Origin of the sequence: Arthrobacter sp. Cr_A7, assembly GCF_029222765.1 — a bacterium.
Classification (GTDB): Bacteria; Actinomycetota; Actinomycetes; order Actinomycetales; family Micrococcaceae; genus Arthrobacter.
Map to the genome: position 1 here is coordinate 1 of NZ_JARHXQ010000203.1, position 14,637 is coordinate 14,637.

12 protein-coding genes and 1 pseudogene are annotated in these 14,637 nt (G+C 67.6%); 4 read left to right on the forward strand and 9 right to left on the reverse strand.

Annotated features, from left to right (window positions below; translation table 11 throughout):
* Nucleotides 1–480: 480 nt before the first annotated feature.
* Nucleotides 481–903 carry an Hsp20 family protein gene (locus tag P2Q66_RS11730; protein ID WP_079597450.1) on the forward strand — a complete coding sequence of 141 codons (423 nt, stop codon included), beginning with the start codon at nucleotides 481–483 and terminating at the stop codon, nucleotides 901–903.
* A 257-nt stretch (nucleotides 904–1,160) separates the two neighbouring features.
* Here P2Q66_RS11730 and P2Q66_RS11735 read toward each other — a convergent pair whose 3' ends face one another.
* From P2Q66_RS11735 to P2Q66_RS11755, 5 genes and pseudogenes are all read right to left on the reverse strand, one after another.
* Complete coding sequence (locus tag P2Q66_RS11735; protein WP_275728231.1) at nucleotides 1,161–2,084, reverse strand: NAD(P)H-hydrate dehydratase; 924 nt, start codon at nucleotides 2,082–2,084, stop codon at nucleotides 1,161–1,163.
* Nucleotides 2,068–2,853 (reverse strand): histidine phosphatase family protein, encoded by a 786-nt coding sequence (locus P2Q66_RS11740; RefSeq protein WP_275728233.1) that lies wholly within the window; start codon nucleotides 2,851–2,853, stop codon nucleotides 2,068–2,070. Before P2Q66_RS11740 ends, P2Q66_RS11735 begins: the two co-directional genes overlap by 17 nt.
* 91 nt (nucleotides 2,854–2,944) lie before the next feature.
* Nucleotides 2,945–4,637: pseudogene (locus P2Q66_RS11745) on the reverse strand (alkaline phosphatase D family protein).
* 180 nt (nucleotides 4,638–4,817) lie between these two features.
* Nucleotides 4,818–5,942 carry an LCP family protein gene (locus P2Q66_RS11750; protein ID WP_275728234.1) on the reverse strand — a complete coding sequence of 375 codons (1,125 nt, stop codon included), beginning with the start codon at nucleotides 5,940–5,942 and terminating at the stop codon, nucleotides 4,818–4,820.
* A 195-nt stretch (nucleotides 5,943–6,137) separates the two neighbouring features.
* Nucleotides 6,138–6,797: a low molecular weight phosphatase family protein gene (locus P2Q66_RS11755; RefSeq protein WP_275728237.1), complete on the reverse strand. Its 660-nt coding sequence runs from the start codon at nucleotides 6,795–6,797 to the stop codon at nucleotides 6,138–6,140.
* Between the two features lie 272 nt (nucleotides 6,798–7,069).
* Here P2Q66_RS11755 and P2Q66_RS11760 point away from each other — a divergent pair, with 272 nt between their 5' ends.
* Nucleotides 7,070–8,287 carry an FAD-dependent oxidoreductase gene (locus P2Q66_RS11760; RefSeq protein ID WP_275728238.1) on the forward strand — a complete coding sequence of 406 codons (1,218 nt, stop codon included), beginning with the start codon at nucleotides 7,070–7,072 and terminating at the stop codon, nucleotides 8,285–8,287.
* A gap of 136 nt (nucleotides 8,288–8,423) precedes the next feature.
* On the opposite strand, the gene P2Q66_RS11765 is transcribed toward P2Q66_RS11760, so the two are convergent.
* The 4 genes from P2Q66_RS11765 to P2Q66_RS11780 all read right to left on the reverse strand — a co-directional run bounded on the left by P2Q66_RS11765 (nucleotide 8,424) and on the right by P2Q66_RS11780 (nucleotide 12,124).
* Nucleotides 8,424–9,044, reverse strand: a complete 621-nt coding sequence (locus P2Q66_RS11765) for a DUF305 domain-containing protein (protein WP_275728239.1) — start codon at nucleotides 9,042–9,044, stop codon at nucleotides 8,424–8,426.
* Between the two features lie 72 nt (nucleotides 9,045–9,116).
* Complete coding sequence (locus P2Q66_RS11770) at nucleotides 9,117–9,602, reverse strand: hypothetical protein (protein WP_275728241.1); 486 nt, start codon at nucleotides 9,600–9,602, stop codon at nucleotides 9,117–9,119.
* Between the two features lie 91 nt (nucleotides 9,603–9,693).
* Nucleotides 9,694–11,835, reverse strand: coding sequence for a heavy metal translocating P-type ATPase (locus P2Q66_RS11775; protein WP_275728242.1), 2,142 nt, complete (start codon nucleotides 11,833–11,835; stop codon nucleotides 9,694–9,696).
* A 100-nt stretch (nucleotides 11,836–11,935) separates the two neighbouring features.
* On the reverse strand, nucleotides 11,936–12,124 hold the full coding sequence (locus tag P2Q66_RS11780; RefSeq protein ID WP_275728244.1) for a hypothetical protein: 189 nt from the start codon (nucleotides 12,122–12,124) through the stop codon (nucleotides 11,936–11,938).
* Between the two features lie 301 nt (nucleotides 12,125–12,425).
* Between P2Q66_RS11780 and P2Q66_RS11785 the strand changes: the two genes are divergently transcribed.
* The gene (locus P2Q66_RS11785) at nucleotides 12,426–13,100 is read left to right on the forward strand and encodes a PAS and ANTAR domain-containing protein (RefSeq protein ID WP_258868551.1); all 675 of its coding nucleotides are present in this window, start codon (nucleotides 12,426–12,428) and stop codon (nucleotides 13,098–13,100) included.
* A 143-nt stretch (nucleotides 13,101–13,243) separates the two neighbouring features.
* Entirely contained in the window at nucleotides 13,244–14,599 is a 1,356-nt protein-coding gene (gene nhaA, locus P2Q66_RS11790; RefSeq protein ID WP_275728248.1) for a Na+/H+ antiporter NhaA, read from the forward strand.
* Nucleotides 14,600–14,637: the final 38 nt, after the last annotated feature.

Sequence of the window (14,637 nt, forward strand, 5' to 3'; positions counted from 1 at the left end):
GCACCGCCGTCGTACCTGCCCTAGTGGGGTTCAGGCGGCAGGCGTATCCTGTTCACGCCAAGGCACATCCGCCCAGCGTGAGAGGGGAAGTTTATGACCATCCCGCCAGTGCACGAACCTGAGCCGTTCCCGCCCGAGCCCGGGCCATCTCCTGATCCCACCCAGCCTGGCCATCCGGGGCCGCCGGCTCCGAATCCGTTCCCCACTCCCGAGCCGCCGGGCCCGCTGCCGGTGCCGGACCCCGGTCCTGCACCGCTCCGCCCGGACCCGACCAGGAGCTAGAAACGCGCTTTCGAGGGGCTCTTCACGCACGCTGAAGGGCCCCTCAGCCATGTCTGCAGCCGCCGAAAAATCTTCCGAAAATTCTCTGCCTGACCGCTTGCGGATCTCCTTCTGCGGTGCTAAAAAATCTATATCAGCCAATACAGATCGGCTGGTAACCAAAAATGTGTTGGACCGTCTCTTACGAGGAGGGAAGCCATGTTGATGCGAACCGATCCGTTCCGCGAGCTGGACAGGCTGGCCCAGCAGGTCCTCGGTACGGCAGCGCGTCCGGCAGCCATGCCGATGGACGCATGGCGTGAGGGCCAGGAATTTGTTGTCGCCTTTGATCTGCCCGGCGTCGCAGCGGATTCAGTGGATCTGGATGTGGAACGGAATGTCCTGACGGTACGGGCCGAGCGTCCGGACCCCGCGGGCAAGGACACCGAGTTGATCGCCTCTGAGCGGCCGCGCGGCGTGTTCAGCCGCCAGCTGATCCTCGGGGACACCCTGGATACGGACAACGTCAAGGCCAGCTACGACGCCGGTGTCCTGACGCTGCGGATTCCTGTCGCCGAGAAGGCCAAGCCGCGCAAGATCGAGATCGAAACGAAGGGGGCAAAGCAAGAGATTGCCGCATAGTTTCGACCCCAGAATCGGGACGTCGGGTACTGATTGTTGACTGCCTCTTTGGGCGGATGGCCATTCTGAGCACGCCACAGCGCTTACGCGCACCGGCAGGTTACGCCTGAACTTCCCGATACGGTGGCCCCCGGATTCGTCCGGGGGCCATCTGCATGTTGAACGCGGCGGGAGAACGCAACGCGGGGTCAGGTCCGGCCCAATACGGTCGGGATATGGGGCCAAAAGTGACCCCGCGTTGCTTTCGTGAGGGGGCGTCAGGTGTTGAGTTCAAGCATCAGTGCGGGAAGTTCGTCGGCGAGTTCGCGGGCCAGGAAGCCGAGCGGTCCCAGGCGGCTGGCCAGGCGGTCGGCGGCCGCGGCATGCAGATGCGTCCCCCAGCACGCGGCCTGGGCGCCGCTGGTTCCGCGGGCCCGCAATCCGGCGATGGCACCGGCCAGAACATCACCGCTGCCGGAAGTCCCCAGCCCGCCGTACCCGGTGGTGATCTTCCACATCTCGGATTCCTCGGGAGCGTCGCCGGGCGGCCGCGCAATCAGGCCCTGGCAGCTCACCACGGCGTCGAACCGGCGGGCCACCGACGCCACATCGGCTTCCAGGTCCTCGATGTCCCGCCCCAGCAGGACCGCCGCCTCTTTGGGATTCGGCGTCAGGATCAGCCGGCCCCGCCACGGCTCCAGCTGATCTTCGAGCTTGACCAGGCCGCCCAGGGCGTAGGCATCGAGTACGACGGCGGGACCTCCAGAGCCGTCCGGCCCGCCGTCGGATTCCTCCCGCTCCAGGAGCAACCGCAGCATCTCCTCCGCGAGGTCCGGGTCGTCCAGCCCCGGGCCAATAAGAATTGCATCGGCACGCTCAAGGTACGACGAGATGCGGTCCAGGCCCTCGCCCGTCACGGACCCGTCGGCAGTTTCCGGCAGTCCCATGGCCCCGCATTCGGGCAGCGCAACCCCCACCTGCGCCGCCACGGATTCCGCAACGGCCAGTGTCAGCTTTCCGGCACCCGCACGCAAGGCTGCGGTACCGGCGAGCAGGGCAGCCCCCGGCGTTGCCCGGGCCCCGCCGATCACCAGCACCGAACCGCGCGAGTATTTGTCCTCGCCCGGCGCAGGCAGTGGCCAGTCCCGCAGCAGCGACGGGGTCACAAGGGTAGGGGAACCGGAATCACTTCGGGTGGACACTGGAGTCCCCCGCATGCTCGGTGACTGTGACACCCTGTTCGGCCAGGTGGTCCGCCACGTTGAAGCTCTCAAGCGTCCATGGTCCCTCGCCGGACGGGCGCACGTAGCGTGTCAGGGACGCGTTGAGGACCGAGGTGCTGGCCGCGAGGTCAAGGATTTCCCGTTCAGTCATGCCTTCCAGGACGTACCTGAACAGCAGGATCACGGCGTCGTGGCACACGAGCATGACCCGGTGCCCGGTGCCGAGGTTGTTCAGTTCGTCCAGGACCGAGCGCAGCCGGAGGGCCACGTCGGCCCAGGATTCCCCGCCCGGGGGCCGGTAGTACAGCTTGCCCAGCCACTCCCGGCGCTCGGCTTCCTCCGGGTAACGCGCCTCGACGCCCCGCCGGGTGAGCCGGTCCAGGATGCCCAGTTCACGGTCCCGCAGCCGTTCGTCGGTCCGCACTTTCGCACGCCAGCCCGCAGTTTCCACCGCGATCTCCGCCGTCTGCAGTGCCCGTGCGTAAGGGGAGGAGAAAACAGCATCCGGCCGGAACTCCTCGGCGATCCGGGCCAGCGCCGTCCCCAGCGCCTTGGCCTGGTCCCGCCCGGTATCGGACAGGTTCACGTCCGCATCACGGGCGGGCACATCGATGACTTCCGCCCCCGCCAGCCGCGCCTCCGTGGCGGCAACGTTGCCTTCGCTCTCGCCGTGCCGGATCAGCAGCAGCTCCACCGCGCCGGCCTCCTGCACTGCCTGTGTCAGCCCGTCGTCGTTCACGAAAACCACCCCGTCCGCTTGCCTTGCCGAATGCAGGAACACTACCAGCGGCGTACCCACGGGGCCGGAAAAATAAACGGACGACGGCGGTTCGCCGCGGCTACCGCTCCGGCGTCAGCACCTTGGAGAACACCGTGGCTCCGTTGGCGTTGCGCAGGCTCACGGTGAAGGTGTCGTCATCCAGCTGGACGTGCCCGAAGAACTGGTTCTCGCCGTCGCGCGGCGATTCGCCCGGGAAACGGCCGGCCTTGGAGAACACCACCTCGGGACCGAACGTGCCGTCCATGGCGTTCGGGCCGAAGGACCCGGCCGCGATGGGGCCGGCCACAAACTCCCAGAACGGATCGAAGTCGGTGAAGGCAGCGCGCTCGGGCGAGTAGTGGTGGGCGGCGCAGTAGTGGACGTCGGCGGTCAGCCACACCACGTTCTTCACGCGGTTCCGCTTGAATGCGCTGAGCACCCCGGCGATCTCCAGCTCACGGCCCAGCGGCGCACCGGCGTCGCGGTTCGCCAGGCTCTCCTGGTTGACGGCACCGTCTGGAACGATGATGCCCAGCGGCAGGTCCGCGGCGATGACCTTCCAGGTGGCCTTCGACGCCGACACCTCACGGATCAGCCAGTCCACCTGCTCCTGCCCCAGGATGGACGTGGCGTACGGCTCCTTGCCGTCCGTGTTGGGGGATTTGAACGTGCGCATGTCCAGGCAGAAGATGTCCAGCTGCGGGCCGCGGGAAATCTTCCGGTAGATGCGGGCGGGCTGGTACTGGCCGGCGTCGTCGAACGTTCCCGGCCGCCACAGCGCGGCGGAGTCCGCGATCGGCATGTTCTCCTGCCAGGCCTGCCGGCCGCGGGCGGCGAGGGTGTTGACGTCGCGGACGGTATACCGGGGGTCGTCCAGGATTTCGCCGGGGTACCAGTTGTTGGTGGTCTCGTGGTCGTCCCAGTTGGCGATGACGGGCACGTCGGCGAACATCGCGCGCATGTTGGCGTCCATCGAGTTGTAACGGTGCCGGCCGCGGTATTCGGTGAGCGTTTCGGCCACCTTGGACACCTCCTCCGTGACGAGGTTCCGCCACACCTGCCCGTCCTTCTCCACCACGGTTTCGGTTAGCGGCCCGTCAGCATAGACGGTGTCGCCCGAGTGGATGAAGAAGTCCGGCCGCGTCTGGTGCATGGCGCGGTAGCCGCGCATCCCGCCGATGTCCTCGTTGATGCCCCAGGCCTTGGCCGGCGGTGTCGCCGGTCCACACAAAGCTTTGGGCGGACGACGGCGGGACGTCGCCGCCAGCGCTCGTCCCGCCGGTGCGGCCCTTGCCGTTGTACGTCCCGGCGTCGGGGGCCGTGCGGAAGGTTCCGCGGACCGTCTCGCCGGCCGCGCCGCCGTCGTCCTCGAAGCTGATCTCGAGCGCGAACCGGGTGTTGGACGGGAGGTTCCCGGCATGGATCTTGGCCGTGAAGTCGGACGCCTGGGTGGCCCGCGGGCCGCGGAGGGTGCGCTCAAAGGCGCCCCGCCCGCGCAGGATCTCCCCGCCGTCGTTCACTGCCCGCAGGACGGCGGTCATCCGGCCGGTGCCGGAGGCACGCGACCACAGCACGGCCGAATCCGACGTCACGTCCCCGGTGGCGATGCCGCTGGGAAGGGTGAGCCGGTTGCGGACCAGCGCCACGCCGGCGGGGGACTGGCGGGTGGTCTGTGCCTGGGTGGCGGCCGGAACGGAGGCCAGGGCGGCGGCGAGGACGGAGCCCTTGACGATGGTGCGGCGGGAAATTTCAGTACGGGAGTTCGACGTCATGCCCTCAGGCTGTCGCCGCCCGGCGCACGGATCCTTTCCCGCGGGTGAACGGCCGGTAAGCCCGGGTTGAACAGCGGTGCGGGCCCAGAGGCGGGCGCCCATGCGCAGTGAAGCCCGGGCTCGCTGCGCAGGGACAGTCCCTGCGCACTGAACCCGGCGCTCACTGCACTGGCTATAGTCTTACGGCCTCGCGAACTCGGCGATCCGGCCTTCCCGCAGTGCCGCGCCGACGGCTGCGACGCCACCGTAATCGGGGAACAGCACGGACTGCCCGGCAACAAACCCGGCACCCGCCGTCGGGAGGGTCATGGTGCCGATCGCATTCACGTCCAGGTTGCGGAGGCTGTAAGCGAGGATGGCGGCCTGGACCGGGTCAAAAGCCCTGTCCACGGTAAGGCAGCAGGAGGCGAAGTCCACCAGCCCGCGGACGGCGTTGACGTCGTTCAGGGCGCCGCCGGCGGTGAGCCGGGCCAGGATGGCGCGGAGCAGGATCTGCTGGTTGCGGACCCGCTGGAAGTCGCCGTCCACGAACGCGTACCGTTCCCGCGAGAACTCAAGCGCGGACTGCCCATCCAAATGGTTCACGCCGGCGGCGAAGACGTGCCCGGTATCGTGCGTGGACTGGAATGCGATGGGCACGTTGACATCGATCCCCCCAAGCCCGTCGACCAGGACCTTGAGCCCGTGGAAGTCCATCATCAGGGTGTGGTCGATGGCGATCCCCAGCAGCGACTGGACGGCGGCGGTCTGCATGTCGATGCCGCCGTACTGCAGGCCCGAGTTGATCTTGGCCCCGCCGAAACCGGGGATATCCACCCACGTGTCCCTGTTGATCGAGACGACATAGAGCGACCTCCGGTCAGCCGGGACATGGACCACCATCAGGGTGTCGGCGCGCTGGTCCTGGGGTTGGCCCGTTGCCGCCGTGTGGGCTGCTGCCTCCCTCGCATTTCCACGCATGTCGCTGCCGATCACCAGCACGTTCATGGGTGCAGCGGGCAGCTCCGGGATTGGAGGAGGCGGCGGTGGAGGCGGCGGAGGCGCGGGGGTGGTTTCCGTCGGCGTCTCCGACGGCGTGGGGCTGGGTGTTTCGCTTTGCGTTTGGGTGGCCGCCGGCTGGGCTTCGGACCCGGCGCGGTTCAGGCTGACGACTGCGACGACGGCCGCTGCCGCCAGCACCAGCGCCAGCAGTGCCGCGATCCAGCGCCGCCGACCGTGGGCCACCCATGCGAGGCCGTGCGGATGCGTGTCGGAAGGGCCGGGTCCCGTGGCCCCGGATGGGTCAGAACCGCCTGGCATGCTCATGGTGCCGTCACCTCATCGTGTTGGGTGGGATCAGTGTCCGCCCACCAACCCCCCGTTGGCTACAGACTTATCCAAACTGTCACCTGGGAGTGCGAGAGAGACTCCCGCAATGGCATTGTGGGCAGCCAACACGATGTTTTCCCGTCCGCCGGGGTGCCGCCGAGAACGCGGGAACGGAGCGTGGACGCCGGAACGTTACAGCGTGGTGGACGCGTTCCCGCGAACCGGGGCGTTAAGGCGGGCGTGGCGGAGGATGGAAACGATGGCGGGGGCCATCTCGTCCTCCATCTGCCGGTACACCTCCGGCGCGCGCCGGTAGGGGTCCACGATGTCGTTGTCGATGGCGTCGGCCGGCAGGGCGAGGTGCCGCACCCCGGCGGCCCGGGCCGGCAAGCCCCGCCAGAAGGCGGCGTTGGCACCCAGCCAGTCGCCGTCGTCGTACTCCTCCGCAACGGGTGGGCCTGCAGCGGCCTCAGCGCGGGTGTCCAGGACGTCGAGCATGCGGGCGAACTCCCGGATGGTGAACGTCCGCTTCAGCAGCGACGCGTCCAGCTGCAGCACTTCGCCGCGGTGCCCGGAGGTCATGGTGAGCACCAGGTCCACCCCGCGCAGGATCTTCGGGCTCAGCTGGCGGGCCACGAAGTTCTCCGGGTCGCCGCCGAAGGTGCGGACAATGTCGGCCGAGATGGGCTGCATGGGATCGCCCACCATGGCCCGCGTGCCCGCGCTGGTCACCTGGAAGCCGCCCGGCACCACCTGGTTGAGCCCTGCCTGCAGCAGCCGCTCGGCCACGGGGGAGCGGCAGATGTTGCCGGTGCAGACGGTCAGGATTCTTACTGGTGCGGATGTATCCAAGGAGATTTCTCTTTTCCCAGCCGGTGCACGGACCGTTCAGCCCGTGCATTTCAACTTAACACGCCCCGCCCCAACGCCCCCTCATATCCTGCGGCCCGCCACACCCCGACGCTCTATCACCTTTCGCGACTAAACCGCGGACGCTCTATCACCTCCTGCGGCTAAACCAGCGACGCTCTATCACCTTTCGCAGCTTTTTCCCCGATCCTCTCGCACTACCAATTCATTTGCCATCCCAGCACCATGGAGTATGCGGAGAAAGGCACCATGACATGACTGCAAGCCGTATCGAACGCGACTGCGTGATTTCCGGCGGCGGGCCGGCGGGCATGGTGCTCGGTTACCTGCTCGCGCGCGCCGGCCTGCGTGTCACCGTGCTTGAGAAGCATGCGGACTTTTTGCGGGACTTCCGTGGTGACACCGTGCACCCCTCCACGGTGACCCTTCTCGGCGAACTCGGGCTCAGGGAAAAGTTCCTGGAACTGCCGCTCACCCGCCTGCCGACCATGGACGCGGTGATTGACGGCCAGCGCCTCACCATCGTGGACTTCTCCACCCTTCCGGCGCCTGACAACTTCCTGGTCCTCGCGCCCCAGTGGGACTTCCTGAACTTCCTGGCCCGCGAGGTGGCGGCGTTTCCCAACTTCGAGCTGCGCATGCTCACCGAGGCCACCGGGCTGATCATCGAGGACGGCCAGGTGCGCGGGGTGCGGGCCACATCACCTGGCGGTCCGCTTGAAATCCGCGCAACCCTCACCGTTGCCGCCGACGGACGCGCTTCGGCCCTCCGTGCCGCTGCCGGGATGGTTCCGGAGGAGTTCGGGGTGCCCATCGACGTGCTGTGGTTCGGCCTTCCCAAACCGCCGGAGGCGCCGCCCCCTACCCTGGGATACCTGTCCCGGCGGGGGATGGTCCTGACGATTGACCGCGGCGACAGATACCAATCGGGCATGGTCATTCGGAAAGGCGGTTTTGACCAGCTTCGCGGCGCGGGAATCGAAGGCCTTCGCGAGCAGATCACCCACGCTGCGCCCGTACTGCGGCCGGTGGTCGGCAGCCTCACCGACTGGGAGCAGGTCAAGCTGCTGACCGTCCAGATCAACCGGCTCCGGCGCTGGTACCGTCCCGGGTTCATCGCGATCGGCGATGCCGCCCACGCAATGTCCCCAGTGTTCGGCGTCGGCGTGAACTTCGCGATCCAGGACGCGGTGGCCCTATCCAACGCCATCGCTGCAGACCTCGCGGCCGGAGCGGTTCCGACGGCGACACTCGCCCGGGTGCAACGGCGGCGGGAATGGCCAGTGAAGGTCATGCAGCGGCTGCAACGCAACGCCCACAGAGTGATCGTCAGGGCAACCACCGGCAGCCGGATCGCGCCCCGCTGGGCGGTTCGGCTTCTCCGGGCGGCCTCACCACTGCTGCGCCGCTTCACCGCCCGCTTCATCGGCATCGGCGTCCTCCCCGAACACGTCAAAAGCCGGGACGCCTGACCCTGTTTGCGCCGCTCCGACGCTCTCTCACCTTTCGCAGGTTAAGCAGCAACGCTCTCTCGCTTTCTTCTCGAAAGTGAGAGAGCGTCGCCCGGAATGATGCAAAAGGTGAGAGAGCGTCCGGGGGTAGGGCCGGTCAGAGGCCGGCCAGGAGTTCCTTCATCTCGGCGATCTCGGATTCCTGGGCCGCGACAATATCGCGGGCGAGCTGGATGGATTCGGGGTACTTGCCGGCGCCGATCTCCTGTTGTGCCATGTCAACGGCTCCTTCGTGGTGCCCGATCATCTGCTCCAGGAACAGCCGCACGGCGTCCGCTCCCGACGCGGCTTTGAGCTTATCGATACCGTCGTCGTCCACCATGCCGGACATCCCGTGCCCGGAGTGGTCACCCATCACGGGCGCGTTCCAGCTTTTGAGCCAGCCGGTCATGGTCTCGATTTCCGGGGCCTGGGCATCCTTGATTTTGGTTGCCAGGGCCGTGATCTCCGCGGGCAGGCCCGGCTTCGCCAGGACGATGTCGCTCATCTCCACGGCCTGGGCGTGGTGCGGAATCATCATCTGGGCGAACATGATGTCCGCCTGGTTATGCTCGGCGCCGGCATCCGGCATCATGCTGGACATCGGGCTGGAGCTGGCATGGCCGCTGCCGTGCATGCCGTTGCTGCCGGGATTTCCGGAGTCGGCGGCGCACCCGGCAAGGCCGAGCGAGGCTGCCAGGACGGCAGCAATGGACAGGGCTTTGATCTTCTTGTTCACGTGAAATGTCCTTCAGGAAAGTAACTGGACTGGGTCGTTAATTGCGTGCTGGAGCACGCTGCGCAGTCCGCTTTACGTCCGGCTGATGGACAGTTCGCAGGGCGTGGGGCTCGCCGGGACGTACGAGTAAATGCTTGCCCCACCGAGGCGACCCGCAGGGACCGGGGCGGCGGCGACGGATCGCTCGGGAGGGGCGACGGTGAGCGATCCGGCCTTGGCCAGCGGGACGCAAGACGTACCGGAGGTATGCATTCCCGAGCAGGAACCTTCGCACGACGGCGGTGCAAGGCTTGGCTGCGCCGCGTGCCCCGGGCGGTCTGCAGCAGGGTGCGCGTCCGTGGAGTAGTGCGCAGCGGTGTGCCGCGGTGCAGAGCTGTGGTCACGCGGGGCGTCGGCATCCTGCACCACTGTTCCGTGAGTAACGGGGTGCGACGCGTGCGCAGAATGGCTGGCCGTCATCACGTGCATGCCGAGGATTCCGGCCACGATCACCAAAAGACCTGCCAGCACTGTGGCCCTGCCCAGGAGGGCCGCCACGCCGTGCATGGATCCAGGCATTGGCGGTTCCTCCTTTCGGCAGGTCGGGTCAGGTGACCACGGGTGATGGGGCGTTGCGTGAATAGCGGCGGAAGGTGATGGGGCGTTCTGTCTAACGTACCGCCGCGGGGTTCAGTTTCAGGCGCCGGAGCAGCTGGGCGTTCAGCGCCACCACGATGGTGGACGCGGACATCAGCACGGCACCGGCCGCAGGGGAGAGGACAATCCCGGCGAATGCCAGGACGCCCGCGGCCAACGGCACGGACAGGACGTTGTAGCCGGTGGCCCACACCAGGTTTTGCCACATCTTCCGGTAGCTCGCCCGGGACAGGTCCACCATGGACAGCACGGCCCGCGGGTCGTTGCCGGCCAGCACCACGCCGGCGGACTCCATGGCCACGTCCGTGCCGGCGCCGATCGCGATGCCCACTTCGGCCCGTGCCAGCGCCGGGGAGTCGTTGACGCCGTCGCCCACCATGGCAACCTTCAGGCCGCGTGCCTGGAGTTCGGCCACCTTCTTGTCTTTGTCCGCGGGCAGTACCTCGGCGAACACCTCGTCGATGTTCAGGTCGGCAGCCACGGCTTGCGCCACCTGCCGGGCGTCGCCGGTGACCATGGCCACCTTGATGCCGCGGTTCTGCAGCGCCGCAACGGCCTGCCGCGATTCCGCCCGCACCGCATCCTCGAGGCTGACCGCCCCCAGGACGCGGCCGGCGTTGTCCATCACATGCAGGACGGCGGCACCGCGGTCCATCCACCCCCGGGTGGTGGTGGCCAGTGCGGAAGGTTCGACGGCGGCGAGCTCGCGCAGGAGCGCGGGGCCGCCGACGTGAACGGTCCGGCCGTCCACAGTAGCCCGGACACCGCGCCCGGTCAGTGAGCTGAAGCCGCTGGCGGCGGGCAGTGCAAGGCCACGGCGGGCTGCGGCGCGGACGATGGCCCGTGCCACGGGGTGCTCGCTGTCGGATTCGACGGCGGAGGCCAGGGCCAGCAGTTCATCGGCCTCCACGCCGGGCGCGGCGGCCACGTCTTTCAGCTCGGGCGCGCCCGTGGTGAGGGTGCCGGTCTTGTCGAAGAGGACAACGTCGATGGTCCGCATCCGCTCCAGCGCCATCCGGTTCTTGATCAGCACGCCGGCCCGGGCTGCCTGTTCGGTGGAGATGGCGATGACCAGCGGAATGGCCAGGCCCAGGGCGTGCGGGCAGGCGATCACCAGCACGGTGACGGTGCGGGTGACGGCCTCCGGGACGCTGCCCAGCAGGGTCCAGGCGATGAAGGTCAGGACGCCGGCCACGGTGGCGAAGTAGAACAGGAAAGCTGCGGCCCTGTCAGCCAGGGCCTGGGCCCGCGAGGACGAGGCCTGGGCTTCCGCCACGAGGCGCTGGATCCCGGCGAGGGCGGTGTCATCACCCACGGCGGTCACCCGGACCCGGACGCTGGTGTCCGTGGCGACGGTACCGGCAACAACCGTGTCGCCGGGGCCGCGGGCTACGGTTTTGGACTCACCGGTGATCATCGACTCGTCGAACTCGGCCTGCCCGTCCACCACGGTCCCGTCGGCCGGCATCCGTGCGCCGGAGCGGACCAGGACCAGGTCATCGGGCCGGAGTTCGGAGACGGCGACGGTCTCCGTGCCGCCGTCGGTGATCCGTTCCGCTTCATCGGGCAGCAGCGCGGCCAGGGCGTCCAGTGCGCCCTGCGCCGATCCCAGCGCCCGCATTTCGATCCAGTGGCCCAGCAGCATGATGGCCACCAGCAGGGCGAGCTCCCACCAGAAGTCGAGGTCGAAGCCGCCGATTCCAAGGCTCGTGATCCAGGAGGCGGCGAACGCCACGGTGATCGCCATGGCGATCAGCAGCATCATGCCCGGCCGGCGGTCCTTCAGCTCCTGCAGCCCGCCTTTGACGAACGGTTGCCCGCCGTAAAGGAAAATCACGGTTCCCAGGACGGGCGGGATCCAGGCGGAACCCGGGAACATCGGGGCCATGTAGCCGAAGATGTGGCCCACCATGGGGCTGAAGTAGACCACGGGGACGGACAGTGCCAGCGTGAGCCAGAACCGGTTCTTGAACATCGCGGTGCTGTGGCCGGCGTGCTGCCCATGGGTGTGGACGGTGTGGTCATCGCTGTTGTGCTGCGCATGGCTGGCGCCGTGTATGTGGCCGGCAGGGGCCGACTGCATGTGCGCTTCGGTCAGCGTACGGCCTTCCTGGCTGCCGTCGTCGTGATGGTGGTGCTGGGTATGGTCTTGCATGGTTTCCTCCTCGGAGGACAGTCGCGGCTGTCAGAAGCGACGCGGAAGGTGAGAGAGGGTCGCCCGGATCACTGCGAAAAGTGAGAGAGCGTCGCCCGGATTACTGCGGAAGGTGAGAGAGCGTCGGGGCGGGGGTGTCGGCGTCGGGTGTTTCGGCGTCGGGTGTTTCGGCGGCGCCGTGGGGGATGACGACGGCGGCAGGGGCCTTGGGTGCGCTGCCTGCGGGCGGACAGCAGCTGCAGCCGGAGGAGGCGGCCAGGGGGAGTGCTGTGCGGTGTTCGAGGTTCATGTCAGTTCCATTCCTTGGCGAAGGAGCATTCCTTGCTGGAGAAGCGGGGTGCTGGGGTTGAACGGCTGTGAAGGCGGTGCTGGGCACCGGCCGGGACATACCACTTCACTGACAACACCTTCAATATACCCCCCGGGGGTATAGCAGTCAAGGCTCTGATTGGCCTGCTTCTGACGGGTGTTCCCGTCATGCGGGCGTCCGGCCCTATCCACTGCGGCCCGCTCCGGCCATACTGGTAGGAACGCCCACGGAGCCACCAGGCCTGCTGCGGGCGCGCTGGATGCTACATGGAGGTGGCCCCGTGACTGACCTGAACGGCCCTTATACGTTTTCGAGTGCCCTTGGTGACAACGAATGCGTCGCGGGGACTTTTCATGTGGACATGGACGGGATGAAGATCCACTGGTCGGACGGCATGTACCAGCTGCACGGATACCAGCGGGGCGAGGTGGTCCCCACCCTGGACCTGCTGTACGCCCACAAGCACCCGGAGGACCGGCCCAAATGCGAGGCCATCGTGGCCCAGGTGGCGCAGACCGGCGGCTACTTCTGCATGTACCACCGCATCATTGACGCCCGCGGACGGACCCGGCGGGTACTCACCTCCGGCGACGGAATCATGAACGATGAAGGCGTGGTCACCGTGATCGAAGGGGTCATGGTGGACCTCACCACCACCTTGCAGCGCGAAACGGAGCAGATCGCCCGCGACGCCGTCCTCGGTGCCACGTCCACCCGCAGCATCATTGACCAGGCCCGCGGCATCCTCATGGGCCAGCTGAAGATGGGCGCCGACGACGCATTCAAGATGCTGGTGAGCACCAGCAGCCACCGGAACGTCAAGCTCGTGGTGGTGGCCGCGGAGCTGGTACAGCTGGCCAACTCCGCCGAAACCCAGAGCTACCTGGACACCGCCGTCAGGGCCATCCAGGCCGAGGGCCGGGTCTCTCCCGCCGGCCGGCGCCGGGCGAGCTAGCCGGAACCGTCGGCACTGCCCCCCGCGGCGCTTCCGTGATCCGGCATTTTCATGCCGGCGGCAGGGCCCGTACTATGGACGGAAGGTGCGCCGGGAAGTCTGGTCGGCATGATTTTGTCGACTCCACATGTTAGGACGCCTTCATGAGCTCCACGCCGCCATCAACACCGCCGCCAGCCGCTCCCCGCGGATCCACGATCCTGTCCCGCGGCTCTTATGCCGAGGCACTGCGCATCGGCGAGATCCTCCGCAAGGAAACCGTGGGCGGCGCCCTCCTGGTGATTGCGGCGGTGATCGCACTGGTTTGGGCCAACTCCCCGGCATCGGACAGCTACTTCGCGTTCCGCGACTTCAAGGTGGGCTACGAGCCCTGGCACCTTGAGCTGAGCCTGGGGGCGTGGGCAGCCGACGGGCTACTGGCCATCTTCTTCTTCCTGGTGGGCCTGGAACTGAAGCGCGAGTTCGTGGCCGGGGACCTGCGGCAGATCAGCAAGTCGATCGTCCCCGTCGCCGCCGCCGCGGGAGGCGTGGTGGTCCCGGCAGCGATCTACGCCGTCGTGAACCTCACCAGCCCGGAGACGCTCCGCGGCTGGGCCATCCCCACCGCCACGGACATCGCCTTTGCTGTCGCGGTGCTGGCCATCATCGGTTCCCACCTGCCCAGCGCACTGCGGATCTTCCTGCTGACACTGGCCGTGGTGGACGACCTTATCGCCATCAGCATCATCGCGTTCTTCTACACCACGGACATCCAGGTCACGCCCCTGCTCCTGGCCCTGGTTCCGCTGGCGCTGTACACCTTCCTGGCCCAGAAGTACCGGCATTTCTTCGGGCGCAAGGCGGCCGCGGCCTGGTTCATCCTGCTGCCGCTGGGAGTTGTTGTGTGGGCGCTGGTGCATGCGTCCGGCATCCACGCCACGGTGGCCGGTGTGCTGCTGGGCTTTGCCGTCCCCGTTATCCATTCGCGGGCCAACAGCGGTCCCGACGCCGGGCCCGGTCTGGCCGAAATCTTCGAGCACCGGTTCCGGCCCATCTCCGCCGGCATCGCGGTCCCCATCTTCGCGTTCTTCTCCGCCGGGGTGGCCGTGGGCGGCTGGGAAGGCCTGCGCTCAGCGCTCGCGGACCCGGTGGCCCTGGGCATCATCGTTGGCCTGGTGCTGGGCAAACCGATCGGCATCCTGGGCACCACCTGGGTCCTGACGAAGGCCACCAGGGCCAGCCTGGACAGCTCGTTCAAGTGGATCGATATCTTCGGTGTGGCGCTCCTGGCAGGCATCGGCTTTACGGTGTCACTGCTGGTGGCCGAGCTCAGCTTCGGCCACGGGAGCCTGCATGACGACCACGCCAAGGTGGGAATCCTCACGGCGTCCCTGCTTGCCGCCGTACTGTCCACGCTGGTGCTGCGCACAAGGAACCGCCAGTACCGCGCCGCCGAGGAGCTGGAGAAGATCGACGCAGACCGGGACGGCATTCCGGACGTCTACCAAAACCGCCCCTGACAACAGCAACGCGAGGTCACTCCCTGCCCAGTGTTCGC